Source organism: Microbacterium saperdae (assembly GCF_006716345.1).
In the GTDB taxonomy this organism is placed as follows: Bacteria; Actinomycetota; Actinomycetes; order Actinomycetales; family Microbacteriaceae; genus Microbacterium; species Microbacterium saperdae.
In genome coordinates, this window is record NZ_VFOX01000002.1 from 957104 (window position 1) to 980890 (window position 23787).

The following is a 23787-nucleotide window of genomic DNA, read 5'->3' on the forward strand; positions in this document are numbered from 1 at the left end:
GCGCCCCCGGCGCGGTGAGGACGGACGATGAGAGTCAAGCTGACCCTGCGTCGACCCGCAGCTCCCCTGACCGACGTGGTGGTGATGGCGGACTCGACGGCGACGATCGCCGATGTCGCACGCCAGATCGCGTCGACCGATCCGCTGCGCAGCATCGCCGCCGGCCCCGCCGATGTGCTCACGCTGTCGGTGGCGCCGCCGACCAGCGATCAGACGACCATGCTGAACCCCGACCTGCTCGTGGGCGATGCGCCGATCGGCTCCGGCTTCCTCGCCGAAGTCGTCAACGTCGGGCCCAACCGCGCCTCCGTCGGCACTCTCGGTGCCCGGCCGGCCGCATTGCTCAGCGTGGTGTCCGGACCGGCATCCGGCCAGGAGTTCCCGCTGCCGATCGGGCACTTCCTGATCGGGCGCGATGCCGCCAACGACGTCACGGTGGCTGATCCGCTGGTGTCGAAGCGTCACGCTCGCATCGAGGTCGCGTCGACCTTCGTCGAGCTCGTCGACCTCAACTCCGCCAACGGCATCCTCGTCGACGGCGGTCTCGTGCAGCGTCTGCGCGTGATCCCCGGCCAACGGTTCACGCTGGGCGACTGCGAGTTCGTGGTGCACCTGGTCAGCGACTTCGACGGCTCCGCCGACGGCGACCCCGTGCTCGAGCGCGGCGGAGCACTCATGTTCAACCGCAGCCCGCGGGTCGAGGAGCGGTTCACGGGCGAGGAGATCGACGAGCCGCGGTACCCCCGCGACCAGCCGTCACGACTGTTCCCCTGGCCCATGCTGGTCGCGCCCATCCTGCTCGCGATGACGATGTACAGCCTCACCGGCCGTCCGGCCTCGCTGCTGATGGCGGCGGCGTCGCCCATGATGATGTTCGGCAACTTCATCTCGCAGAAGACGAACATCGGGCAGCGTCTGCGCAAAGAGGTCGAGTCCTTCGAGGAGCAGTTCGAGCGGCTCGAGGAGAAGCTGTACCACTCCCATCCCAAGGAACGCGAGGTGCGGCAGAACGAGGTGCCCGCCGTCGCGGTCGTGTTCGACGAGGCGATGCGCCTCGGCCCGCTGCTGTGGACGCGCAGGCCCGAGCACTGGAACTTCCTGTCGGTGCGGCTCGGCGTGTGCGACGACATCGCGCGCACGCGCATCAAGCGCACCGACACTCCGGAGGCGCTCGTCGAGTACGTCGAGCGCGTCGACCGCTTGGAGGAGCGCTACCGCACGATCACCGAGGTGCCGATCCTGGAGTCGCTCCAGAGCGTCGGCTCGATCGGCGTCGCCGGACCCACGTCGCTCGCGAGCGACGCCCTGCGAGGGATCGCGGTCCAGCTGTTCGGCACGCACTCCCCGAACGAGCTGGTCACGGTCGCCCTCACCGAACCGGGCTGGGCGAACGAGCTGGACTGGCTCAAGTGGCTGCCGCACACCTCCAGCGAGCGGAACCCCTTCAAGGACATGCCGCTGGCGGACTCCGCCTCCACCGGCACGGCGCTGCTCAGCGGTCTCGAGGAGATCGTGCTGCGCCGCTCGCGCGAGTCGAAGTCCGCGCGTCCTCCCTACGGCGCGGACTGGGATCCGATGCGCTACGGCACCGACGTCAAGCGGGCGGCCGAGGACGCCACCTTCCCCGGACAGACCGCGATCCTGGTCATCGTCACCAACGACGCCCCCGTCGACCGCGCTCGTCTGACCCAGATCCTGGAGCGCGGCGCCGACGTCGGCGTGTACGCCCTGTTCGTGGCTCCCGTGGTCGAGGCGCTGCCGGCGGCCTGCCGCACGTTCGTCGATGTCGGCAAGGGCCTCGACGACGCCACGGTCGGCACCGTGCGCAGTGGCGTGGACTACCGCGGCGCCCAGGTCGAGGGCGTCTCGCACGCCTACATGATGATGTTCGCCAAGCGCCTGGCTCCGGTCGTCGACTCCAGCACCGTGATCGAGGATGCCTCCGACATCCCGAACTCGGTCAGCTTCCTCTCGCTGGTGGGCGCCGAGATCGCGGAGGACGCGAACGCGGTCATCGACCGCTGGCGGCAGAACAACACGATCATCGATCGCTCCGGAGCACCCCAGTCGCGACTCAAGAAGGCCGGCAACCTGCGCGCGATCATCGGTCAGTCGCAGACGGATGCCATGACCCTCGATCTGCGTCTGCAGGGCCCGCACGCGCTGGTCGGAGGAACGACCGGCGCGGGCAAGAGCGAGTTCCTCCAGGCATGGGTGCTCGGCATGGCGGCGGCGCACAGCCCCGACCGCGTCACCTTCCTGTTCGTCGACTACAAGGGTGGGTCTGCCTTCGCGGACTGCGTCGACCTCCCGCACACCGTGGGACTGGTCACCGACCTGAGCCCGCACCTCGTGCGCCGCGCGCTCACGAGTCTGCGTGCCGAGCTGCACCACCGCGAGCACCTCTTCAACCGCAAGAAGGCGAAGGATCTGCTCGAGCTCGAGAAGCGCCGCGACCCCGAGACGCCGCCCGCGCTGGTTCTCGTGATCGACGAGTTCGCGGCGCTCGCCGGAGAAGTGCCGGAGTTCGTGGACGGCGTGGTCGACATCGCCCAGCGCGGTCGCTCGCTCGGCATCCACCTGATCATGGCGACGCAGCGTCCGGCCGGCGTGATCAAGGACAACCTGCGCGCGAACACCAACCTGCGCGTCGCGCTGCGCATGGCCGACGAGTCGGATTCGAAGGACGTCGTGGACGATCCGGTGGCGGCGACCTTCTCGCCTTCGCTGCCCGGTCGTGGCATCGCGAAGACCGGCCCTGGGCGCCTCGTGCCGTTCCAGTCCGCCTATGCCGGAGGATGGACGACCGAGGAGGCGCAGGTCGCCGAGGTCAAGGTCGCCGAGCTCCGATTCGGCTCGATCCAGACCTGGGAGGCCGAGCAGGCGCCGGAGTCCGACTCGCACGACGAGGACCTCGGGCCCAACGACCAGAAGCGCATCGTGGCGACCCTCGTGAGCGCCGCGCGTCAGGCCCGCATCCCCGCTCCTCGTCGGCCCTGGCTCGACGATCTGGAGGGCGCTGTCGACATCCGCGATCTGCCCGTCCTCGGTGACGGACAGGTGCTGCTCGGCAAGATGGACGTCCCGGAGCGCCAGCTCCAGGAGCCTGCCTACTTCCACCCGGACAAGGACGGTTCGCTGCTGGTCTACGGCACCAGCGGATCCGGCAAGTCGACCGTGCTGCGCACGATCGCGATCGCCGCCGGCTTCGATCCGGCGCACTCGAACGTCGAGGTCTACGGTCTCGACTTCGGATCAGGATCCCTCAAGAGCCTCGAGGTGCTGCCGCACGTCGGATCGGTCATCTCCGGCGACGACTCCGAGCGCGTGCAGCGCGTTCTCCGCTCGCTCGCCAGGGTGCTCGACGACCGCGGCAAGCGCTTCAGCGCGGCGAACGCCTCCAGCCTCACCGAGTACCGCGAGATCAGCGGGAGGGATGAGGCGCGCATCCTGTTCCTGATCGACGGGTTCCCCCAGTTCCGGGCGGAGTGGGAGTCGACCACGGCGCGCATGCCGTTCTACCAGACCTTCATGCGCATCCTCGGCGAGGGACGTCCGCTCGGCGTCCATGTGATCGCGAGCGCCGACCGCTCGGGTTCGGTGCCGACCGCGGTCAGCGCGAACGTCTCGCGTCGCGTGGTGCTGCGCCTCTCGGACGAGTCCGGCTACGCGATGCTGAACGCGCCGAAGGACGTGCTGGACGAGCGCTCGGCGCCCGGTCGCGCGATCGTGGATGGGCGAGAGACCCAGATCGCGACGCTCGGAGGCACTCCGAACGTCGCGGAGCAGACCAAGCTCCTCGAGAAGCTCGCCGAGTCCCTGCGCGACGCCGGTGCGCGGGAGGTGCCGGAGATCGGCGCCCTGCCCACGCGCCTGTCGTTGCGCGATCTGCCCGATCGCCTGGGCGAGTTCCCGGTGCTCGGTGTCGCGGAGGACACGCTGGCTGCCCGCGACTTCGATCCGGTCGGCACGTTCGTCGTCGCCGGTCCGCCGTCGTCGGGCAAGACCAACGCCCTCAAGGCGATCATCACCTCGATGCGCCGTCTCGACCCGCAGGTCAAGCTCTTCCACTTCGGGGGACGCCGCGCGCAGCTCAAGGACTACGTCGAGTGGACGCGCAGCGCGGTGACGCCGGAAGACGCCAAGGAGCTGGCCAAGGAGATCACCGAGATCGCCACAGACGAGACGATGGGCGTGCGTCTGCTGATCGTCGTCGAGGATGTTCCGCAGTTCGCGGACAGCCCGGCCGAGCGCGAGATGAAGGCGCTGTTCCAGGCCGTCAACCGCAGCGATCACCTGCTCATCGGCGACGCCGACGTGACCCAGGTCACCAGCGGCTTCGGGTTCATCGCGGACTTCAAGGCCGGCCGCAAGGGCATCATCCTCAAGCCGGATGCCTTCGACGGCGACGCGGTGTTCAAGGTGCCGTTCCCGAAGGTCAAGCGCACCGACTTCCCGGAGGGACGAGGGATCTTCGTGCAGGCGGGTCGTCAGGTCACCGTGCAGCTGCCGTTGGTGGATGCCGAGAGGAAGGCGTGACTCGATGGGGAGTTGTCCCCATCGAGAACACGTGTGGTTCTCTCTAGGGTGAGGAGGGGCCGCATCATGCAGGTCGCAATGCGGGCAGCCGTCACAGGTCGTTCGATGGAATCGAGGGGGTATCGCCGTGGGAACTGACATCAACATCCCCATGTCGCAACTGGAGCGTCTGAACACGTCGTTGGGCAACATCATCGCGGAGTTCGAGAGCGCCGGTTCACGCAGCGACGCCTTGGAATCCGCGATCGGATCCCCGCACGGTGAGACGGCTCTGCGCAGCGAGGTCAGTCGCTTCGAGAGCGACTGGAACGACAAGCGCGACACTCTGAAGTCAAAGCTCGAGAGCGCGAAGGAGCGCGTCGTCGATTTCGTCGCGGCGTGGACGGACTTCGACCTCGAGGCGGCGAAGAGCCTCGACACCACCGAGAACCCCTCGCAGGTCGAACCGAACGGGGCGCGCTGACATGGACCGGACACCCACCGCAGGCAAGCAGTACGAGATCATCGCGATCGCAGGGGACGCCGCCGCGATCGAACGCCGCGGCCTCGAGATCGAGAGCCTCGGCGACCAGATGCTCGGCGCGGCCGATCTGCTCGACACGATCGACCTGGGAGCCGAGTGCCGGGGGAAGAGCCTCGACGCGATGAAGGGCGACGTCACCGACGTCAAGGACGATCTGCGCAAGGCGGGCGAGCGATACCAGCCCAGCGGCACGCACATCACCGAGTATGCGCGGACGCTCGACGGGGTGCAGACGACGTTGAGCACCCTGATCCCCGACCTCGAGGATCTCTGGAACGCCTATCAGACCACGGCCGGCAGCTATGAGGACGACTCGAAGCTCCCGGAGCCCGAAGAGGGCGAATCCACGGATGACCGCACGTCTCTCGCCGACGTCGACGGCGACCACGACGCCTGGAAGACCAAGGCCGTCGAGTATGAGGGCGCGTACGACACGTGGTGGGAGGCCTACGAGAAGGCCAGGACGGGCATCCAGACCGCGAACGACGAGGGCGTCAAGGACTCCTGGTGGGACGACCAGCTGCCCTGGCTGGAGACGCTCGGCACGATCCTCTCCTACGCGGGAATCGTGCTGGCCGTCGCTGCCTGCATCATCGGCGGTCCGTTCATCCTCGCAGCGGCGATCATCGGTCTGGCTGCGCTCGCCGTCACGGTGTGGAAGGTCAGCTGCGGACGCGGAAACGGGTGGGACATCGCCATGGCTGCCGTCGGGGTCTTCCCGTTCGGCAAGGCTTTCGCACTCGTCAAGGGGATGCGAGCGGCCCCGGGGCTGGCGACGCTCGGACGCGGTCTGCTCGGCATGGGTGGCGACATGGTCGGCGCCGGCTGGCGGGGTGGCTCGCGGCTGACCGGCGTCCTGGCCGAAGGACGTCTGGGGCAGGTGTTCCACGCCGGTGGTGCCGTCAACCGCAACGGCACATCGGTGATGCGCAACTTCTTCAACGGCCTGGAGTCGCCGTCCGTGCTCAGCAGACTGCTCCGTGGAGGCGAGGGGTCCTGGGCGGGCGCGATCGGCGACGGGGCATCCGGTCTCTCGAACGCGGCGTTCAACAACCTCCGGTCGTTCCTCGGCAACACGCCGAACGGCAGCGTCATGGACGACATGCTGTCCGGTGGCAATGCCGCGCTCGATTTCCTCGACAACCTCGGCAAGGCCGGAGCGGGCTTCGCCTACGACCGGTCGACGAGCGGCTGGGGCATCTGATGCGGACCATCGAGGTCGATCTCGACGATCGCTGGCTGCTGCCGGTGCCTTCGGGCGGCGATCCGGTGATCTGGGCGAACGAGAAGGTCGCGACGCTGCAGTCCGAGCCGGATCGCGATCCCGCGGAGACCGTCGATGCCCTCGTCGCCCTCACCGCGAGCGCGGATCCGACCGCGTTCGCCACGCTGCTGTTCTGCCCCGACGGGTTGCCCGGACGCGCACTCGTGGCGGTCTACGCGGCGGAGAGCGATCTCTCCTCCCTCGACGACCTGCCCGAGCTCGCGCCCGCCGCACTGCCGCGGCAGGTTCTCCCGTTGCGCGAGCACGATCCCACGGTGGGTCGGATCATCTCGACGATCACCCAGGTGCCGGACGTCGGCATCCTGGGGACCCTGCACTACGAACTGCTGCGCGACGGCGCACTGCTGGAGGTCGTCGTGACCAGTCCGAGTCTTCCCCATCTCGGTGCGGGGATGCCGGTGTTCGAAGAGCTCATCGAGCGCATCATCGTGGCCCCGAGCGGATCGGGAGAGCATGTCACTGCGTGAGGAACTGCTCGGGCTCTCCTCGGGGACACCCCGCTTCCGGATCCTGCTCCCTGCGGAGTGGGCGAGCTGGCCGGTGACCCCGGAGCTGGGCGCACAGATCGAGCAGCGGACCCGGCCTGCGTTCGCGCGAGCCGGTCGCCCCGACCTCGACGGCGTGTTCACCGCGCAGCTCAACAGCGCGATGAAAGGGCTGGCCGAAGCGGGTGCGAAGTACGTGTTCCTCCCCTCGGAGCGCACACCGGGAAAGGACCCGCTCGCGCTGTCGATGATCGCGACGTTCATCGATTCGCCGGACGGACCGCTCGACGCGTGGGTCACGTCGCGGATCCGTGACGGAGCCGAGCTGCTCGATACGGAGGGGCGGATCGTCTACTGGCGCGACCGCAGGGCGGGACTCGACGACGAGACGCATCGCGCGCAGAGCATCTACGTGATCTCGGTCCCCGGCACGAACCGCCGGAAGGCGCTCATGCTGACCGGCAGCACGATCGTCGGTGCCGAGACAGCCGATGACGACGAGTACGCTGTCGCCGTGCGAATGATCTTCGATGCGATGGCATCAACTGTGACCTGGGTGGCCGACGACGTGGACGCCGACGAGTGAAGCCGGTGACCCGTCTCTCGGGAGACGACTCTGCCGTCCGGGAGGTGGGAGCGGCGGCCGTGAAGGCGCTCGGTGCGGATCCGCAGGCCGCCTCCGCGCTCTTCAGCCGACTCTGGAAGCTGCATCTGCGCCGTGCGCGATTCGTGACGAGTGCCACGGCGCAACCGGTGTCGTCGTCCGCAGCGCCACCCGAGCGCGAGTCGGGTGCGCTGTATCGCACGGTCTGGGGTGTGCTGCTCGGCATCGGACTCGTCGCCGCGCTGGTCCAGGCCGTGATGCTCGGACCCGCCGACCGGAGGAACTCGTTCATGGACCCGAGCACCGCGCTCGCGGTCGCTCTCGTCGCGGGTGTGATCGCGATCCCGGCGCTGCTCATCGTGCTGGTGCTGCGCGTGCCCGACCACAAGAGCGCGCGGACGGGCGAGACCCTCGCCGTGCTGGTCGGGCTGATCTGCGGAGGCATCCTGGTCTTCCGCCTCGTGGTCGGTGGCAGCGACGATCGCGGATTCGACCCGCAGGATCTCGTGGCGTGGCTGCCGATGACCGCGGTGAGCGTGTTGTTGATCATCGGCATCGCGGTTCGGAGCGATCTGGTGCGACGGCGCTCCGTGGGGCCGGCTCCGGCCGGCTCGGCCGGAGCGCAGACGGACTCTGTCCGGGAGATGCGCCGTGAGGCCGAGTGGGCGGCATCGTCCACGCGACAGGATGCGACGGCGAAGACCGACTGGCTGGCGCGGCTCGACCAGCTGGGCGAGCGGGGAGTCGACGCGGACAGCGTCGCCCAGGCGCGGACCATGACGCCGGCCGCGTGGCTGACCTGGCTCGCCTACGACGGCGAGATCGACATCGCCGGAGTCATCCCACGCCCCTGATGCGCGTCGGAGCGCGGGATGACGGATGGGGAGTTGTCCCCATCGACACCGTCGCCCGCGGGTCCGTAGTGTGAAAGCTGTCGGACCGGAGGGGTCCTGATTCTCGACGAACGAAGGAGTGGACGATGGCCGATTTCGGTGCGTCTTATGCAGAGATGGAGCAGGTGGCGTCGTCGCTGTCGCAGGCTCGTGATGACATTCAGGGTCAGCTGGACACGCTGAAGGGTCAGGTCGACACTCTTCTGGGTGATGACTTCAAGACGCAGCACGCGTCGGGCAAGTTCGGTGAGGGTTACACCGAGCTGACCACGGGTCTGAAGACCGCGGTCGACGGCATCAACGACATGTCCGAGTCGCTGCTGGGCATGATGCGCGCGATCCAGGACCTGGACCAGCAGCTCGCCGGCAGCTGACACGAGGATTCAAGAGGGGTGCCGACCGGGGGTCGGCACCCCTCTTCCGACTCGACACGGAGAACAGTCATGACGGATGTGAGTATCGACTTCGCCGCGATGGAGGCGAGCAGGACCGCGTACGCGAACATGCGCTCATCGCTCGACGCGGCGACAAGCGGACTGGGTGCCGTCTCCGGTGCCGCTGTGCCGCAGGACGAGCTGCGGCGGCGGCTCGAGGACCTTCACGACTCCTGGGGCGGCGGGCTCGACAAGCTCGGACGATACGCCGAGGATGCGAGCACGGGACTGCAGGGCATCCTCGAGGCGTTCCAGGGCCTCGATTCCGAGCTCGCCGCGAGCATGGAGCCCGAGGACGGAGCGGCGGCATGAGTTCCTTCCCTGCGATCGGGTTCGACCCCGCTCCCGGCGACCTCGCTCAGCTCGAGGACTTCGTCACCGGCCTGTCCGTGGGCTGCGACAGCGTCGATGACGCGCTCGCGATGCTCAACGGAGACGACGACGCCGCCTGGTCGGGCGAGGCGGCGGTGGCCTTCCGTGCGGCGATGAGTGAAGACTTCCGCCCGCACCTCGTCGACACGGGTTCGGCATTGCGCACTTCGCGCGACGCCCTCGGCGCGTGGGTGACGCAGCTCTCGGGCTATCAGGCCCGCGCCCGCGCCCTCGAGGAGCAGGCGGCTGTGGCTGCGGCGACCGTGAACCGCAAGGCCACGGCGAAGACGAACGCCGTGGATGCGGCCGACGATGACGACGCCGATCCGGACGCCCTCTCGAAGGCCACGACCGCGCTCGCGACTGCGCAGAGGGAGCTCGACGACATCGTCGCAGCCGCGCGCAGTCTGAAGGGCGAGGTGGATGCGGATGCGGCCGTGGCGGCGCAACAGCTGGTCGGCGCGAGCGAGACCCTCGACGCCTACGCGGGCAACGCGTTCTCGAACTTCCTCGAGGGGGCGGGCGACTGGCTGGCGGACGCCGGCGAGTGGCTCATGGACAACGTGGTGCCGATCCTGGAGGACATCCTCCGGGCGGCACTGCCGATCATCGCCATCCTGTCGATCTTCTTCCCGGTCCTCGGCACGGTGGCACTGATCATGTCGATCGCCCTCGTCGCGATCGATGGACTTCAGGCGCTCACCGGACGCGGCTCCTGGACCGACTTCGCGGTCGGCGCGCTGGGGCTGCTCGCGGGTGGCGCGCTCGGCGCTGCGGCCAAGACGCTGATCGGCCCCGGTGGTGCGGTGCTGATCCCGTCGATCCAGCGGATGACGCCGGCCCTCGCCGGCGGCGGCACGGCGGCGGGCACCCTCGCCGTCACCCTCAACATCAACATGAGCAACATGGTCGCCAACACCTATTGGATGATGTCGTCGGCGAAAGATGCGCATGACAACGGGCAGAGCTTCGTCGAGAGTCTCGGCGGTCCGTGGCAGAATCTCGCCGAACGCGTGGACAACACCCTCCAGGGCGACGGCCCGAAGACGGACGACGAGCTGTGAGCGCCGCGCAGACCGCCCGGCACCGGGTGTGGCAGCGGATGCCGCAGGGGTGGATCGAGTTCCGCGCGCTCGGCGACCGCACGCCCGACGAATGGCTCGAGCGGTATCTGGCGAGTGGAGACGGCTGGCTGCCCGACGATGCGCGTGCGGCCATCACGCAGGGCTTCCATGCCGGAGTACGCCTGTTCGCCGACGTCCCGTTCGACTTCGCGGGAGTGTCGATCGTGCTGGGCGAGCATCCGGCCGTGTCGTTCCTGTGCACGCATGTCGTGGCGTCGACGCCGGACGAGGTCGCCGATTCCGTGGCGCTTCATCGGCTGCTGCCGCTGGGGCGTTTCGGCGACGACAGCACCGCGGAGACGTTCACCTCGCCGGACGGTCGGGTGGGGACCGTCACGAGCGGGACGTCGGCGCGAGGCGGGATCGACTCGGTCATGACCGTCGGCGAGATCCGACTGCCCTCCGACGCGGGCACCGTGCTCATCATGGGAATGTGCTCGGATCCGGCGCAGCGTCAGGAGCTGGCAGTGCTGACGGCGTTCGCGTTGTCGATGACGCAGTATCTGCCGGACGGCGTCGAGCCGCAGCTGCCGGCGGGCGCGCAGTTCGAGACGCCGCTCGACGGCGAATAACCTGAGTCCATGGCTTTCGCGCTGATCCGACCAGAGTCGGGCCCGTTCCTCGACGCGGCCCGCTCGGCGGACGCGCGACCCGTGGACGCGGATAGGGCTGCGGCCGCGCTCCGCTCCGACTTCGAGCGCTGGTCGAGGTGGAGCCTCGGGATGCTCGGGTTCGTGCTCGCGGCAGGCGGAGCTTTCGTCGCGGTCGGACTGAGCGAGACCGTGCGGATGCTCGGCGGCGTGCCGCAGGCCGTCGATCTCACCGTCATCGTGATCTCCGCCGTGATCGGAGTCGGCGGCGTCGCGCTCCTGACCGCCCTGTGGTGGAGCGGTCGACGGCTCCTCTCCGCGATCTCGTGGTGGCTCCGTCTGCCCTACGCGCAGGGCGGACGGCAGCGGCGCGCCGGTGGATGGCTGCAGGCGCGCACGGTGAACTTCGAGCCGCGGGTGTTCGTGCGGATCGTCTCCGGCACCCTCGCACTGCTGCTCGCGGTGGGCGGCATCGCGCTGTTCATCCGTGATCTGAACGAGCAGGTCACCTCGATGACGGCGGTGTCTGCGGCCGTCGGCGTGATCGCACTGGCGGTCGGCGTCGGACAGATCGGCGGCGTGATGCGCCTGGTCTCAGGCGTGGCCGAGGCGGACCCGCTGTGGGCGCGGATCCGCGCCGCGTTCGCCCGACGCTGACACCGGCCCGGCCTACGCTGTGCGCATGGGAGTTGCCGATGTCGTCGACGAGTTCGAGCGGGATGTCCTCGCCGCGAACGCTCCGCTGACCGCTCTGGTCGCGAACTGCGTGGTGTCGGGCGCGGCGAGGATGCGCGAGCTCGAGGAACGCATCGCCTTCCCCTCGTGGCCGGGAGCCACATCCGCATCCGCGCTGAACCGCGCGGCGAGGGAAGCCGAGATCACGGCGGTGCTCGCCGACTACGCGGACGCGGCTCGCCGGCTGATCCGGCCCGCAGATCAGAAGCGGTGGGGAGAACTGGTCGCCGATGCCCAGCGGCGTCGGGGCGAGGGGGTACTGAGGGATGAGCTGGGACGCAGCGCGGTCGGTGCTTCTCGGCTGCGCGACGAGCTGGGCGGAGGCCCGCGCCGTGTTCCCTCGCGTCGAGGCATCGTGTGCGACTGCGGCTACGCCCGCGACGGTGTACTTCCGCCGCTCCTCTGCGACGAGTGCGAGCAGCTGATGCTGCGCCGGTGGGTGGCCGAGGAACGGCGACTGTTGCGCGGGATGCCGGCCTACGCCGAGGACGTGGCGCAGGTGATCGAGCGGGTCGCACAGCGGCAGACGAAGGTGTTCCAGACGCGGGGAGATGACCTGTCGTCCGAAGCGTTCGGAAAGCGCAAGGCAGGGGCGCGCCGTCTCGGTCGTCTGCGTACACGACATCGCGCAGAACTGGCGGACCTCGATCTCGGCCGCTGGGCGGGTTTTGTGGCGCCGCTCTCGCGAGCCTCGACCACGAGTGTGCGTTCGACGGTGCAGAAGACGCATCGGCGAGGTCTCGGCGCCGCGGCGCTCACTGAGCTCGCGGTCCGCGCCGACCAAGAGGGCATCGCGTCGTTCGTCCGGTACTCCGAAGGGCGTAGAAACAGTCGGTGGCAGATCTGATGGTTCGGCGCACGCCGTGACCGATGGGGAGTTGTCCCCATCGACGGGCGCGGTCGTTTGTCCGTAGGGTGGAGTTATTCGGGCCGGAGCGGTCCGATCCAATCGATTTCCGGAGGTGTGGACGATGGCCGATTTCGGTGCGTCTTATGCAGAGATGGAGCAGGTGGCGTCGTCGCTGTCGCAGGCTCGTGATGACATTCAGGGTCAGCTGGACACGCTGAAGGGTCAGGTCGACACTCTTCTGGGTGATGACTTCAAGACGCAGCACGCGTCGGGCAAGTTCGGTGAGGGTTACACCGAGCTGACCACGGGTCTGAAGACCGCGGTCGACGGCATCAACGACATGTCCGAGTCGCTGCTGGGCATGATGCGCGCGATCCAGGACCTGGACCAGCAGCTCGCCGGCAGCTGACACGAGGCACGGCGGGAAAGGGGTTGACGGGAGACCGTCGGCCCCTTTCCCTTCACAAGTCCAGCATTCCTCGGGGGGCGAGCAATGAGCGATGTCGAGATCTTCTACGCCGAGTTGAACGATGCGTCCAGCGCGCTCACGACGGCCACGTACGAGGTCCTGATGGAGGCGGCGAACGTCATCGGCGAAGACACCGGCGTCGAGAATCCCGCGCAGCGCGCCGGACTCCGTCTCGAGATGCACCGGCGCCTGACCGCCTTGCACGATGCGGCGTACGACCGCAACGAGGCGGGCGACGCGCTGGCGGCCGCGATCTCCGCCATCGCGAACAAGTACACCGAGCTCGATGCCGAGCTCACCGGCGGTGACCACTCATGACGCTCACCTCGCCGAACCGCGGCTATCCGCTCGAACGCCTCGAGGGCAACAGCGGGTCGATGTCGTACTGGAGCAGCCTGTTCACGCGTGTGGCGGATCGCCTCGGCGATCTGCGCACGGCGGTGCAGTCCGCGCATGATCTGCCCGGTGTCGGGCGCGCGGTCACCGCGGTGCGCACCGATGCGAGCGATCTCTCCGGTCTGCTCCCGGCGGACATCGCAGAGGCGCAGCTGCTCGCCGGCGTCATGCAGCGATACGCCGACGCCTTCGACGCGCATGCGAAGCCCGCGAACGACCTGATCGACGACATCGAGACCGCGCACGCGGAGTGGTCGCGCCTGAACCTGGCCGCCGACCACGCCGGTCGCGCGGCGATGTCCGCGGCCTACGGCGACGATCAGGACAAGATCGACGATACGAACGATGCGGTGACCGAGGCGATCGGCGACCGGGATGCCGCGAAAGAGGCTCTGGACGCCCTCTGGACGCAGTACGAGGGGTACTACGGGGACTGGGACACCGCGTACGCGGCCGCGCTCTCGGAACTCGCCGGCGGCGGCGGGACCGTGCTGACGAACGAGGCACGCGATCTCCTCGATGCACTGCTCGCGGCCACGAGTCCGGAGGACATCTACCGGCTCTGGCTGGAGAATCCCGAGCTGCAGCAGGAGATCATCGACAGCCATCCCGAGATCATCGGCAACCTCGACGGCATCCCCTGGGACGTGCGGGCGACGGTGAACGCCGCACGGCTGGACGAACTGCTCGAGACCGAGCCCGAGGGGCCGCACCGTGACGAACTCGAAGCGATCGTTCGGGCGCTGAATGCGGGTGGGACGCCGCCGCCGAACCTCATCAGCTTCGACCCGGACGGCTCGGAGCAGGTGACCGCGGCGATCGCGTACGGTGATCTGACGACGGCATCCGAGATCAACACGCTCATCCCCGGCATGAAGGGGAACGTCGAAGATCTGCTGTCCTGGGGAGAGTCGGCGAAGGCGCTCAACGAATCGGTCGGTCCCGGATCTGCCACCGTCGTGTGGTTCGGCTATGACACTCCGGAACTGCTGGAGGAGCCCGACATGGCTCGCGCCGAAGACGGGGCTGCGGCGCTGCGTTCCTACCTCTTGGCGGTGCGCGCGCTCTCGCCCGAGGCCGATGTGAACGTGATCGCCCACTCGTACGGCTCCACCACCGCGGCGCTCGCGATCGGCTCGCAGCCCGACGGGCTCGGAGTCACCTCCTTCATCGCGGTCGGCTCCGCCGGCTTCCCGAACGATCCGACCGTGGTCGAGAACCTGACCAACGGCAAGCCGCCGCAGATCTACGCGACGATCTCGGAAGACGACGCCGTCGCCCGGGTCGGGCGTGCCACCGCTCCCGGGCATCCTGTCAGCCCCGAGCGGCTGCCAGGTACTACCGTGTTCGACAGCGATGGTGGCGTGGACGCATCCGGGGGGAGCCTTCCCTCTGCGACCGGGCATGATGCTCTCGGCCCCGGTGCGTACCTGGAGCCGGGTTCCGAGTCGTTCTACAACGTCTCGGAGATCATCCAGACCGGGCAGCCGGGCACCGAGCGCGGAGGCGAAGGCAGCACGCAGGGATTCTGGGATGCGAACAACTGGTGGATCAGCGATGAGTACGCGCTCATCGACTTCTGAGCGGATGGTGGCGGATGCGCGGTAAGTGGCAGCGCGGACTGATGGCGGCAGCAGCCGTCGGATTGGTGATGACGATGACGAGCTGTGGGTCGGCGCCCGAGGGCGATGCGCTGTATCGCGATGGCGAGAAGAACTACGTCGCCTATGCCACGGTCATGCACTCCGTGATCATGGCGGTCCACGAGGGTGACTGGGCTGTGGATCAGGGTTCTTTCGGTGCTTCGCCGATTCCCTGCCGCATCAACGGCGAGGTGACCGGCTACACGTTCTCCTGGGCGCGGGTGCTCGAGCCTGACGAGGAGATCGATGTGGATGCGGTCGTCGCCGCGGCGACGGCGGCGTTCGAGGATGCCGGGGTGGAGGCCAGCACGGCCCGGTTCGGCGAGGGCGACCGGCAGGAGGTGAATGTCATCGGCACCGGTGGCGATATCGGTCGCGGTGTCGTGACGATCCGTCCTGGTCGGAACCAGATCCGGGCCTCGGCGACGCCGGGGTGCATTCCGGGCGATGCGGCCGACCTCTCCGACATGGTCTTCGGCGGCGAGCTCGCCTATGACGGGGCGTCGCTGCGGTTCCCCGCGTTCGAGGGGCCGGACTGGCAGCCGCGGTTCTACTTCCCCGAAGACGGGAGCCCGGTCTACTACAACGAAGACGGCACGCCCATCGAACCCCAGCCGACGACGACCGATTTCCCCGAAGCGCCCTACGGCGGCTGACGGAGGCTGCCGGCCGAGGGGTGGCTCAGTGCATCGCGGTGGCGTCTGCCAGGTGCCGCGCGTCGTGGTTCAGGACCTTCACGATGATGCCGTGACGGCGCAGCTCGGCGGCTGTGCGGGCACCCTCGTCGGCGTCGAGGCCGAGCGCCTTGATGTTCGCCACGACCACGACGTCACCGGTGCGCAGAGTCGAGATCAGGCGGGAGAGGCGGTCGTTCCAGCTCTCCAGGATGTCGGGTGCCGGATGACGGAACCCCTCGATCGGCACACCGAAGCGGGTCAGGTCGTCGCGCTGTTCGACGACCGACGGCATCCCCTCGCGGGCGACGACGAGGCCGACCAGGCGTGAGCCATCGGGCCGCGCGATCCAGAAGTTGCGGTTCTGCTGCAGCTCGGTGAAGCACTTGGGGCACTGCGCCGCGTCGTGCGGCAGGTGCAGGGGGCTCGTCAGGGCGTCATCGACGGATGCCGTCGCCTTCGTGGGATCAATCGTCTCGCTCATCGCGCACCTCCGCACCCATTCTGCCCTGTTCCGATGCGGATGGGCGACCAGTCTCAGAGCAGGCCGAGTGCCTTCACCGCGTCGCGCTCCTCGACCAGCTCGGCGACGGACGCATCGATCCGGTTGCGCGCCCAGTCGCTGACATCGAGGCCCTCGACGATCTGCCACTCCCCATCGACGGAGCGCACGGGGAACGACGAGACGAGACCCTCGGGAACCCCGTACTCGCCATGAGAGACGACCCCGGCCGATGTCCAGTCCTCGGTGCCGCGCACCCAATCGCGGACGTGCTCGATGGTCGCGTTCGCCGCGGAGGCGACCGACGACGATCCGCGCACCTGGATGATCTCGGCGCCGCGCTTCGCGACCCGCGGGATGAACGTCTCGTCCAGCCAGGTCGGGACATCTCCGACGATCGCTTCGAGTGCGTCGGTGACCGGCTCCCCGCCGACGGTCGCATGCGAGACATCGGGGAACTGGGTGGCCGAGTGGTTGCCCCAGATGGGCAGGCGACGGATCGTGGAGACCGGAACGCCCAGCGTCTGCGAGAGCTGGGCGCGTGCGCGGTTCTCGTCGAGACGGGTCAGGGCGGTGAACCGCTCCGCGGGCACCCCGTCGGCGGAAGCCGCGGCGATCAGCGCGTTCGTGTTGGCCGGGTTGCCGACGACCGTGACTCGCACACCGGGGGCGGCGTTCGCGGCGATCGCGGCGCCCTGCGGGCCGAAGATGCCGGCGTTGGCGGCGAGCAGGTCGCCGCGCTCCATGCCGGGACCACGGGGACGTGCGCCGACGAGCAGGGCGAGGTCGCAGCCGTCGAAGCCCACCGCGACGTCATCGGTCACCTCGACGTGCTCGAGCAGCTCGAACGCGCCGTCCTGCAGCTCGAGCGCTGCCCCTTCCGCCGCCCCGAGGCCCTGCGGGATCTCGAGCAGTCGCAGTCGTACTTTCTCGTCGGGTCCGAGCAGGTCGCCCGCTGCGATCCGGAAGAGGAGTGCGTAGCCGATCTGTCCGCCGGCGCCGGTGAGGGTGATCGTGGTCGTCATGCCCCGAGCCTACGTCCGTTCCGAGGTCGACCGTCGGAGTACCCTCTGTCTCATGACCTTCAATCCCGACGCCGACCTGTCCGGCAACACGACGCGTCGCCGTGGACGCACCGCCGCGATCGCCGGTGGCGCGGGAGTCGGCGTGCTCGGCCTCATCGCGCTCATCGCCGGCCCGTTGCTCGGCATCGACCTCACGGGGTTGCTCGGGGGCGGTTCGCAGCCGAGTGGCGACTCAGGATCGAGCGGCTCCGTGATCGAGAACTGCGACACGGGTCAGGACGCCAACGAGAACGTCAACTGTCGGATGGCCGGTGCGCAGGTCGCGCTCGACGCGTTCTGGGCCGACAACGTCGACGGCTACCGCAAGCCCACGATGACCGTGGTGGACGGGGCGACCTCGACGCAGTGCGGCACGGCCTCGAATGCCGTGGGTCCGTTCTACTGCCCGCCCGAAGAGGGCGTCTACGTCGACCCGACGTTCTTCCAGCTCATGCAGCAGCAGTTCGGAGCATCCGCAGGGAACCTGGCCCAGCTCTACATCGTGGGTCACGAGTGGGGGCACCACATCCAGAACATCACGGGTGACATGGAGAAGTACCCGAACAACGGGACGGGCCCCGGCAGCAACGGTGTGCGGATGGAGTTGCAGGCGGACTGCTACGCCGGCGCGTGGATCGGACGCATGACGGAGCAGACGGATGCCGACGGCGACCCGTACCTCCTTAAGCCCACGGAAACGGAGCTGCGAGATGCGCTCAATGCGGCGTCGACGGTCGGCGACGACAACATCCAGGAGCAGTCCGGCGTCGTGAACCCGGAGAGCTGGACGCACGGTTCCAGCACGCAGCGGCAGTACTGGTTCGCGAATGGCTACGAGAACGGCGTCGGTGTTTGTGCCGAGGCGTTCACCCGCAGCGAGGGCGACCTGTAATACCGGCTGACCGGGCCCTCTCGGGTAGCGTGGCATACGTAGTCTTCTTTCCGGGCTGGGGGCAAAATGACGAAGAACCTGGATGCGCTGTATCCGCCGATCGAGCCGTACGAGTCGGGTGAACTCCTCGTCGGCGACGGCCACCGCCTGTACTGGGAGGTCAGCGGCAATCCCGAGGGGCGGCCGGTGGTGTTCCTGCACGGAGGACCCGGCAGCGGCACCTCGCCCTGGCAGCGGCGTTTCTTCGATCCCGAGAAGTACCGCATCGTCCTGTTCGACCAGCGCGGCTGCGGAAAGAGCACCCCGCACGCCGGCGAGCCCGGTGCGGACCTGCGCCACATCACCACGGCACATCTGATCGCCGACATCGAGCTGCTGCGCAAGAACCTCGGCGTCGAGCAGTGGCAGGTCTTCGGCGGCTCCTGGGGCAGCGCTCTCGCACTCGCCTACGCGCAGGCGCATCCAGATGCCGTCTCGGCGCTCGTGCTGCGCGGCATCTTCACGCTGCGGCGCATGGAGCTGGAGTGGTTCTACGAGGGTGGAGCGGCTGCGCTGTTCCCCGACCTGTGGGAGAGCTTCATCGCCCCGATCCCGGTGCTGGAGCGCTCGCACATGATCGACGCGTATCACCGGCAGCTCTTCGATCCCGACCCCGCGGTGCACGTGCCCGCGGCGATCGCGTGGTCGACGTGGGAGGCCTCGACCGTGACGCTGCGGCCTGACGTCGAGCAGATCGCCGCGATGTCCGACCCGCGCACCGCCACCGCGTTCGCGCGGATCGAGAATCACTTCTTCGTCAACCGCGGATGGTGGTCCGAGGGTCAGCTGCTCGACGGCATCGATGCGATCCGGCACATCCCCGCGGTCATCGTGCAGGGCAGGCACGACGTCTGCACGCCGATGATGACGGCGTGGGACCTGCATCGCGCATGGCCGGAGGCCGAGTTCGTGGTGGTCGACGATGCCGGCCATTCGGCGGCAGAGCCCGGCATCCAGCAGGCGCTGCGCGACGCGACCGACCTGTTCTCCTTCTGACGCCGGCCGCAGCGCCGGGAGTCAGGCCTGCAGCGCCTTCGTCAACGTCTTCACGAGTCCGAGCACGCCGCCGTTCGCGCGGAAGCGGGTGAGGCCCTCGCTCACGGCCGCACCGGTGCGCGCCGACACGAACCACGGCGGCTTCGGCAGGATGGTCAGGCGACCCCCGCCGTTCAGGATCGGCAACGATCGCGGCAGTGGACGGAACGGTCCGCGGATGACGGAGCGCTCGACGTGGTCGAGCAGGAGCGCGTTGTGCACCACGCCGATCCCACTGCCCACATCGTCGATCGTGTTCCCGGGGAACGCGCCCCAGGTCATGGTCGGGGTGATGAAGCCGAACGCCGTCCAGCCGTTGATCGCGATGGAGCCGTAGCGGAGGTTCGCGATCGCCCGCTCGAAACCGCCGCCGAGCGCCCGCTCCGTGGCGGGGGCGATGATGAGGTTGGCCCCGAGGGTGCCCTGGAGCCGATCGTTCGCGTACGAGACGGCGGCGTCGAGGAACTCCTGTCCCGCGCCGGCCACCGATACGACGCCGAGCACCGGGGCGAAGTACTCCGTGTTCTGCAGTGCCGTCGGATCGTCGTCTCCTTCGATCTCCACGAGCACGCGGTCGCCGAGCACGAGGGCGTCCGGGTAGTCGTCTGCGGCGCGATGCATGCGCGTGGGGGAGCCCGGATACCAGATCGGCCGTTCGGGGGCGTTCGCATAGGCGCGGCGGAGCGCCGCGCGGAAGGCATCGGCCTGCGCCCAGTCGGAGGAGAGGATCACGACCTGTCCGGCGATGCAGTTGTGTCCGCTGTTCTGCAGTCGCATCGTCGCGATGTGCTCGGCGTGGTAGGTGAGGTCGGCGTCGCTCCAGTCGCCCGGCACGACGATGATCGGCGAGACGCCACCCAGCTCCGCGGTGATCGGCTTCTTGAGCTGCGGCCGGTTCTCGCGGCGTCGGCGCTTCGCCGCGGCCCCGGTTCCCCACACGATCGCGTCGAAGGTCGCTGCGGAGCCGGTGATGTGCACGTGCGCCAGGTCGGAGTGCCCCGTGAGGTAGGCGCCGACCTCGGGACCTCCGCGCACGATGCGCACCAGACCCGGCTCGATCAGCGGTGCGAAGGCGCGCTTGTACACCGGCACCAGCGCGTCCTGCGTCGGATTGACCTTGAGCAGGGCGGTGCGATTGTGGGCGAGGAGTTCGTAGAGCACGTCGAGCACGGGGATCGAGGTGACGTTGCCCGCCCCGAGCACGAGGCCGACGCCTCCCGAGACGGTCGGCGTGCGCTGCGCGAGGCCCGCGGCGGCGCGGGCGGTGTTCGGGGTGACGCCGGGTTCCAGCCACACCTCGCCGGTGTATCCCGACAGCAGGAACTTGTCGATGCCCGTGAGCGGGAAGGCGTGTACGCGGGAGCGTCCGCCCGGTGCCCGATCGATCGTGATCCCGTCGAGCGGGTTGGTGCCGGCGGCCAGCCGCGAGAGCGTCTCGATGTAGGCGTCGAGTGCGCCGAGCACGCTGTAGGGGCCGCTGAGCCACTCCTCGCCGCGGAGCGGATGGCGTCCGTCGAGCCCCTTAGACGCGGCGGCGGTGTTCGCCCAGTCCTCGGATGCAGCGGCGACGCTCGTGCGCACGGCGCGCAGCAGGGTCACCCGCTGAGTCAGCGCGAGTGCGGTCCAGGTGCGCGATCCGGTCTGCAGCTCGGCGATCGCGGAGTCGAGCCGCGTACGTTCGTCGGTGCTGAGCTCGTTCGTCGGCGCGCTCTTCGCCGCCGGGGTGGCCGTTGTGGTCGCAGAAGTCATCGGAGTCTCCTTCGGACGGGATCCCAGCTTAGGTGCCGCCCCTGTGGCGATGCCTCGATCACGAGACCTCGATGTCGGCACGGCGCAGACGGTAGCGCCGCAGCGGGAGCAGGCTCGCGAGCATCAGGACGGCGGGGAGGATGCTGAAGCTCAGCACGATGCCCGTGATGGCCTCCGCCGGCTGCGCGACCGCGGCTCCGGCGACGGTGGAGACGTACCCGGTCGCGGCGAGGGTCAGTGACACCGCCGTCGCGCCGAGGGCGAAGCCGACGGTCTCTCCTGCGGTCCAGATGCCGGTGAAGGTCCCGGCCTGCCCATGACCGTTCGTGCGCTCATCATGGGAGATGACGTCGGGGAGCATCGCCATCGGGAGCGACTGCAGACCGGCATAGGCGATGCCGGCGACCGCGACCGAGCCGAAGATCCAGTCGCCCGGCGCCCAGACCGCGGCCGTGATGGACGCGGCGGCCAGCGTGAACAGCACGCTCGCCATCGCGAACGCCCGCTCCTTGCCGACGCGCCGCGCGATCACGGTCCATCCCGGGGTGGCCAGCAGCGCAGGTCCGACGAGCGCGATGAACACGAAGGTCACGGCGTCTTCGGAGCGGAGCACCCAGGTCGCGACATACTGCGCGCCGGCGAGCATGGTGCCGGTGGCGAGCGCCTGCAACAGGAAGGTGCCCAGCAGTGCGCGGAACGGCTGGCTGCGCCGCAGGGCGCGGAAGCCCGAGAGGTACTGCTCGCGGATGCCGTCGGGCGCGACGGCGGCCTGCCCGACAGGGGAGGTGCGGCCCGCCGCGATATCGGCCGTGCGCGCCGCGATGAACATGCCGATGCCGATCACGAGGCCGGCGACGATCCCCATCAGGAGGTAGCCGATGACCTGATCCGAGCCCGCCTTGCGCAGCGCGGGGCCACCGGCGCCGAACAGCAGGATCGACGCGGTCAGCACGACCACGCGCCAGCCGAGCAGGCGGGTGCGCTCGTCGTAGCTGCCCGTGAGCTCGGCGGGCAACGCGACATACGGCACCTGGAAGAGGCTGAACGCCGTGGCGGTGGCGAGGAATGCCAGGAGCACGCAGATCGCGCCGGTCACGGGGCCCCACGACGGCGGCACCGCGAAGGTGAGCGCGAAGAACACGGGCAGCGCGAGCGCACCGGTGACCATGAAGCCGCGGCGAGAACCCGTGCGTGCGAGCTGCCGGTCCGAGGCCGCACCGATCAGCGGGTCGATCACGACGTCCCAGATCTTCGCGACCGTCACGATGAGGCCTGCTGCGAGTGCGGCGACGCCGAGGTTGTCGGTGAGGAAGTACGTCAGCACCAGTCCGGGGAGCGTGGCGTACCCGCCGGTGCCCAGCGAGCCGATCGCGTACAGCACGATCGTGCGGGGGGACAGGCGGACGGATGCGTGTTCCGGAGGAGCCTCGGTGCTCATCGCGCCAGTGTATCGGCGCGCGGGCGCGGTGCGACGGAGCGCGTCAGATCAGCGACAGCTCACGGAGCTTGGACTCGACATCGGAGTTCGCGGGCTCGACGTGGTGCGTGGAGTCGGGGTAGACGACCACGGGGATGTTCGTGCGTCCCGAGATCTCCTTGGCCACATCGGCCGCGGACGGGTCGGCGACCAGATCGACGTAGGTGTACTCGACGCCGAGTTCATCGAGCTGCTTCTTGGTGCGGATGCAGTCGCGGCACCAGTCAGCGCCGAACAGGGTGATCGTGGAGTCGTTGAGAGAAGTCATACATCAAGCGTATGCCCGTCGGGAGCAGTGGGCTTCGCCGTTTCGGGATTGTCACTAAGGGTAGCCTTACCTATACTTGGTGGCATGAATGGTGCGTGCGAACATCTGAGTGATCCGGACTGGGATAACATCGAAGGTCCGGTCCTGATCGCCGGTGACGCCGCGGACGCGGCGGTCATCGCCGGGATCGCCGCTCGACTGCCGTGGGACGCGCAGGGCGCGATCGTCCTCGAGGCCGCCGCGCGGATCCAGTACCGCCATATCGACGTCCCCGAGGGTGTCTCGGTGCGATGGCTGCTGCGCGGCGACGGCATCCGCGCGCACACCAAGGGTGAGCGTCTCGCGAACGCCGTGCATGCCTGGTGCGTCGAGTGGACCTGCACCGAGCCGCCCGCGCACTGGACGGTATGGCTCGGGCCACACACGCCACCCCACGTGGCGCGCATGGCCCGAAGTCTGCTGGGCGTCGCGAACTGATTCGCTGCCTCGGGGCAGCGGTCGTCGGATCAGCGCGAGGCTGCCACCGGCTGCGCATTCGCGCCTGCGGTGATCGCGTCGAGGGCGCGGCGCAGTGCCGAGCTGGAGGTGTGCGCGGTGTACGGGAAGTACACGACCTCGACGCCCACTTCGGCGAACTCGCGCTCGAGGCGCAGCCCTTTGTCGGTGCCACGCCAGTCGTCGCCCTTGAAGAAGTGCGTGAATCGCACGTCTTCCCAGGCGTCCAGCTTCGACGGGCTCGTCTCGACGTAGACATCGTCGACGAATGAGATGTGACTCACGATCTCCGCGCGCTCCGCCGTCGGGATGACGGGCTCGATGCCCTTCACCTGGCGCAGCATCTCGTCACTCACGACGCCGGCGATCAGAATGTCGCACTGCTGCTTGGCGTGACGAAGAAGGTTGAGGTGCCCGACGTGAAAAAGGTCGAAAGCTCCCGCGGCATAGCCGATACGCGTCCCCATGATCTCCCCAGATCAATAAATCCCCAGAGCGGATCCCCATCCGCCAGCGACTCCCACAGCCGCATCGGGTCAGTCTAGCGGACGGAAGCACGCCGATGCGACCCCCGATCGTGTGACCGACGACTCCTCGCCCGCGCGCGCGTGCGCCCGTGCCCGCGGGTTTCTCACCCCACAGGAACCCGT

Annotated in this window: 25 protein-coding genes; 19 read left to right on the forward strand and 6 right to left on the reverse strand. The window is 68.8% G+C overall.

Features of this window, described 5'->3' with window-relative positions; translation table 11 throughout:
* The first annotated feature begins 27 nt into the window (after positions 1-27).
* The 16 genes from FB560_RS19140 to FB560_RS19215 all read left to right on the forward strand — a co-directional run bounded on the left by FB560_RS19140 (position 28) and on the right by FB560_RS19215 (position 15598).
* Positions 28-4539 (forward strand): FtsK/SpoIIIE domain-containing protein, encoded by a 4512-nt coding sequence (locus FB560_RS19140; protein ID WP_141874301.1) that lies wholly within the window; start codon positions 28-30, stop codon positions 4537-4539.
* 127 nt (positions 4540-4666) lie between these two features.
* The gene (locus FB560_RS19145; RefSeq protein WP_141874302.1) at positions 4667-5002 is read left to right on the forward strand and encodes a flagellar protein FlgN; all 336 of its coding nucleotides are present in this window, start codon (positions 4667-4669) and stop codon (positions 5000-5002) included.
* A gap of 1 nt (position 5003) precedes the next feature.
* Positions 5004-6266 carry a hypothetical protein gene (locus FB560_RS19150; RefSeq protein ID WP_141874303.1) on the forward strand — a complete coding sequence of 421 codons (1263 nt, stop codon included), beginning with the start codon at positions 5004-5006 and terminating at the stop codon, positions 6264-6266.
* Positions 6266-6814 carry a hypothetical protein gene (locus FB560_RS19155; RefSeq protein WP_141874304.1) on the forward strand — a complete coding sequence of 183 codons (549 nt, stop codon included), beginning with the start codon at positions 6266-6268 and terminating at the stop codon, positions 6812-6814. The genes FB560_RS19150 and FB560_RS19155 overlap by 1 nt, the downstream gene beginning before the upstream one ends.
* Positions 6801-7418, forward strand: a complete 618-nt coding sequence (locus FB560_RS19160) for a hypothetical protein (protein ID WP_141874305.1) — start codon at positions 6801-6803, stop codon at positions 7416-7418. The genes FB560_RS19155 and FB560_RS19160 overlap by 14 nt, the downstream gene beginning before the upstream one ends.
* A gap of 5 nt (positions 7419-7423) precedes the next feature.
* Positions 7424-8290: a hypothetical protein gene (locus FB560_RS19165; protein ID WP_141874306.1), complete on the forward strand. Its 867-nt coding sequence runs from the start codon at positions 7424-7426 to the stop codon at positions 8288-8290.
* A 125-nt stretch (positions 8291-8415) separates the two neighbouring features.
* Complete coding sequence (locus FB560_RS19170; RefSeq protein ID WP_052678951.1) at positions 8416-8703, forward strand: WXG100 family type VII secretion target; 288 nt, start codon at positions 8416-8418, stop codon at positions 8701-8703.
* A 69-nt stretch (positions 8704-8772) separates the two neighbouring features.
* The gene (locus FB560_RS19175) at positions 8773-9075 is read left to right on the forward strand and encodes a hypothetical protein (RefSeq protein WP_141874307.1); all 303 of its coding nucleotides are present in this window, start codon (positions 8773-8775) and stop codon (positions 9073-9075) included.
* Positions 9072-10199 carry a hypothetical protein gene (locus tag FB560_RS19180; RefSeq protein WP_141874308.1) on the forward strand — a complete coding sequence of 376 codons (1128 nt, stop codon included), beginning with the start codon at positions 9072-9074 and terminating at the stop codon, positions 10197-10199. Before FB560_RS19175 ends, FB560_RS19180 begins: the two co-directional genes overlap by 4 nt.
* Positions 10196-10831 carry a hypothetical protein gene (locus FB560_RS19185; RefSeq protein WP_141874309.1) on the forward strand — a complete coding sequence of 212 codons (636 nt, stop codon included), beginning with the start codon at positions 10196-10198 and terminating at the stop codon, positions 10829-10831. The genes FB560_RS19180 and FB560_RS19185 overlap by 4 nt, the downstream gene beginning before the upstream one ends.
* A 9-nt stretch (positions 10832-10840) precedes the next feature.
* Complete coding sequence (locus FB560_RS19190) at positions 10841-11506, forward strand: hypothetical protein (RefSeq protein ID WP_141874310.1); 666 nt, start codon at positions 10841-10843, stop codon at positions 11504-11506.
* A gap of 25 nt (positions 11507-11531) precedes the next feature.
* Positions 11532-12431, forward strand: a complete 900-nt coding sequence (locus FB560_RS19195) for a hypothetical protein (RefSeq protein ID WP_141874311.1) — start codon at positions 11532-11534, stop codon at positions 12429-12431.
* Positions 12432-12555: 124 nt separating this feature from the next.
* Positions 12556-12843 (forward strand): WXG100 family type VII secretion target, encoded by a 288-nt coding sequence (locus FB560_RS19200; RefSeq protein ID WP_052678951.1) that lies wholly within the window; start codon positions 12556-12558, stop codon positions 12841-12843.
* A gap of 84 nt (positions 12844-12927) precedes the next feature.
* Entirely contained in the window at positions 12928-13221 is a 294-nt protein-coding gene (locus tag FB560_RS19205) for a hypothetical protein (RefSeq protein ID WP_141874312.1), read from the forward strand.
* The gene (locus tag FB560_RS19210) at positions 13218-14882 is read left to right on the forward strand and encodes an alpha/beta hydrolase (RefSeq protein WP_141874313.1); all 1665 of its coding nucleotides are present in this window, start codon (positions 13218-13220) and stop codon (positions 14880-14882) included. The genes FB560_RS19205 and FB560_RS19210 overlap by 4 nt, the downstream gene beginning before the upstream one ends.
* A 14-nt stretch (positions 14883-14896) precedes the next feature.
* Positions 14897-15598, forward strand: coding sequence for a hypothetical protein (locus tag FB560_RS19215; RefSeq protein WP_141874314.1), 702 nt, complete (start codon positions 14897-14899; stop codon positions 15596-15598).
* A 25-nt stretch (positions 15599-15623) separates the two neighbouring features.
* Here FB560_RS19215 and FB560_RS19220 read toward each other — a convergent pair whose 3' ends face one another.
* Positions 15624-16100 (reverse strand): recombinase family protein, encoded by a 477-nt coding sequence (locus FB560_RS19220; RefSeq protein WP_141874315.1) that lies wholly within the window; start codon positions 16098-16100, stop codon positions 15624-15626.
* 53 nt (positions 16101-16153) lie between these two features.
* A complete protein-coding gene (locus FB560_RS19225) occupies positions 16154-17143 on the reverse strand; it encodes a malate dehydrogenase (protein ID WP_141874316.1) in 990 nt (329 codons plus the stop codon).
* 52 nt (positions 17144-17195) lie between these two features.
* On the opposite strand from FB560_RS19225, the gene ypfJ reads away from it, so the two are divergent.
* Both ypfJ and pip read left to right on the forward strand, forming a co-directional pair.
* Positions 17196-18074, forward strand: coding sequence for a KPN_02809 family neutral zinc metallopeptidase (gene ypfJ, locus FB560_RS19230; RefSeq protein WP_141874317.1), 879 nt, complete (start codon positions 17196-17198; stop codon positions 18072-18074).
* Positions 18075-18140: 66 nt separating this feature from the next.
* Positions 18141-19109, forward strand: a complete 969-nt coding sequence (gene pip, locus FB560_RS19235) for a prolyl aminopeptidase (protein WP_188895044.1) — start codon at positions 18141-18143, stop codon at positions 19107-19109.
* A 21-nt stretch (positions 19110-19130) separates the two neighbouring features.
* On the opposite strand, the gene FB560_RS19240 is transcribed toward pip, so the two are convergent.
* The 3 genes from FB560_RS19240 to FB560_RS19250 are packed head-to-tail and all read right to left on the reverse strand — an operon-like array spanning position 19131 to position 22642.
* A complete protein-coding gene (locus FB560_RS19240; protein ID WP_141874318.1) occupies positions 19131-20897 on the reverse strand; it encodes an aldehyde dehydrogenase family protein in 1767 nt (588 codons plus the stop codon).
* Positions 20898-20955: 58 nt separating this feature from the next.
* A complete protein-coding gene (locus FB560_RS19245; protein ID WP_141874319.1) occupies positions 20956-22335 on the reverse strand; it encodes an MFS transporter in 1380 nt (459 codons plus the stop codon).
* 43 nt (positions 22336-22378) lie between these two features.
* Complete coding sequence (locus FB560_RS19250) at positions 22379-22642, reverse strand: glutaredoxin family protein (protein ID WP_141874320.1); 264 nt, start codon at positions 22640-22642, stop codon at positions 22379-22381.
* Between the two features lie 84 nt (positions 22643-22726).
* Between FB560_RS19250 and FB560_RS19255 the strand changes: the two genes are divergently transcribed.
* Positions 22727-23119 carry an SIP domain-containing protein gene (locus FB560_RS19255; protein WP_141874321.1) on the forward strand — a complete coding sequence of 131 codons (393 nt, stop codon included), beginning with the start codon at positions 22727-22729 and terminating at the stop codon, positions 23117-23119.
* Positions 23120-23148: 29 nt separating this feature from the next.
* On the opposite strand, the gene FB560_RS19260 is transcribed toward FB560_RS19255, so the two are convergent.
* Positions 23149-23604, reverse strand: a complete 456-nt coding sequence (locus FB560_RS19260; protein ID WP_141874322.1) for an adenylyltransferase/cytidyltransferase family protein — start codon at positions 23602-23604, stop codon at positions 23149-23151.
* Positions 23605-23787: the final 183 nt, after the last annotated feature.

What these genes read in the sequence shown, in the direction of transcription:
- FB560_RS19140 (WP_141874301.1), top strand. Translation starts at nt 28, where the DNA reads ATGAGAGTCAAGCTGACCCTGCGTCGACCCGCAGCTCCCCTGACCGAC.
- FB560_RS19150 (WP_141874303.1), top strand. Translation starts at nt 5,004, where the DNA reads ATGGACCGGACACCCACCGCAGGCAAGCAGTACGAGATCATCGCGATC.
- FB560_RS19155 (WP_141874304.1), top strand. Translation starts at nt 6,266, where the DNA reads ATGCGGACCATCGAGGTCGATCTCGACGATCGCTGGCTGCTGCCGGTG.
- FB560_RS19160 (WP_141874305.1), top strand. Translation starts at nt 6,801, where the DNA reads ATGTCACTGCGTGAGGAACTGCTCGGGCTCTCCTCGGGGACACCCCGC.
- FB560_RS19170 (WP_052678951.1), top strand. Translation starts at nt 8,416, where the DNA reads ATGGCCGATTTCGGTGCGTCTTATGCAGAGATGGAGCAGGTGGCGTCG.
- FB560_RS19175 (WP_141874307.1), top strand. Translation starts at nt 8,773, where the DNA reads ATGACGGATGTGAGTATCGACTTCGCCGCGATGGAGGCGAGCAGGACC.
- FB560_RS19180 (WP_141874308.1), top strand. Translation starts at nt 9,072, where the DNA reads ATGAGTTCCTTCCCTGCGATCGGGTTCGACCCCGCTCCCGGCGACCTC.
- FB560_RS19190 (WP_141874310.1), top strand. Translation starts at nt 10,841, where the DNA reads ATGGCTTTCGCGCTGATCCGACCAGAGTCGGGCCCGTTCCTCGACGCG.
- FB560_RS19195 (WP_141874311.1), top strand. Translation starts at nt 11,532, where the DNA reads ATGGGAGTTGCCGATGTCGTCGACGAGTTCGAGCGGGATGTCCTCGCC.
- FB560_RS19200 (WP_052678951.1), top strand. Translation starts at nt 12,556, where the DNA reads ATGGCCGATTTCGGTGCGTCTTATGCAGAGATGGAGCAGGTGGCGTCG.
- FB560_RS19205 (WP_141874312.1), top strand. Translation starts at nt 12,928, where the DNA reads ATGAGCGATGTCGAGATCTTCTACGCCGAGTTGAACGATGCGTCCAGC.
- FB560_RS19210 (WP_141874313.1), top strand. Translation starts at nt 13,218, where the DNA reads ATGACGCTCACCTCGCCGAACCGCGGCTATCCGCTCGAACGCCTCGAG.
- FB560_RS19215 (WP_141874314.1), top strand. Translation starts at nt 14,897, where the DNA reads ATGCGCGGTAAGTGGCAGCGCGGACTGATGGCGGCAGCAGCCGTCGGA.
- FB560_RS19220 (WP_141874315.1), bottom strand. Translation starts at nt 16,100, where the DNA reads ATGAGCGAGACGATTGATCCCACGAAGGCGACGGCATCCGTCGATGAC.
- FB560_RS19225 (WP_141874316.1), bottom strand. Translation starts at nt 17,143, where the DNA reads ATGACGACCACGATCACCCTCACCGGCGCCGGCGGACAGATCGGCTAC.
- ypfJ (WP_141874317.1), top strand. Translation starts at nt 17,196, where the DNA reads ATGACCTTCAATCCCGACGCCGACCTGTCCGGCAACACGACGCGTCGC.
- pip (WP_188895044.1), top strand. Translation starts at nt 18,141, where the DNA reads ATGACGAAGAACCTGGATGCGCTGTATCCGCCGATCGAGCCGTACGAG.
- FB560_RS19240 (WP_141874318.1), bottom strand. Translation starts at nt 20,897, where the DNA reads ATGACTTCTGCGACCACAACGGCCACCCCGGCGGCGAAGAGCGCGCCG.
- FB560_RS19245 (WP_141874319.1), bottom strand. Translation starts at nt 22,335, where the DNA reads ATGAGCACCGAGGCTCCTCCGGAACACGCATCCGTCCGCCTGTCCCCC.
- FB560_RS19250 (WP_141874320.1), bottom strand. Translation starts at nt 22,642, where the DNA reads ATGACTTCTCTCAACGACTCCACGATCACCCTGTTCGGCGCTGACTGG.
- FB560_RS19255 (WP_141874321.1), top strand. Translation starts at nt 22,727, where the DNA reads ATGAATGGTGCGTGCGAACATCTGAGTGATCCGGACTGGGATAACATC.
- FB560_RS19260 (WP_141874322.1), bottom strand. Translation starts at nt 23,604, where the DNA reads ATGGGGACGCGTATCGGCTATGCCGCGGGAGCTTTCGACCTTTTTCAC.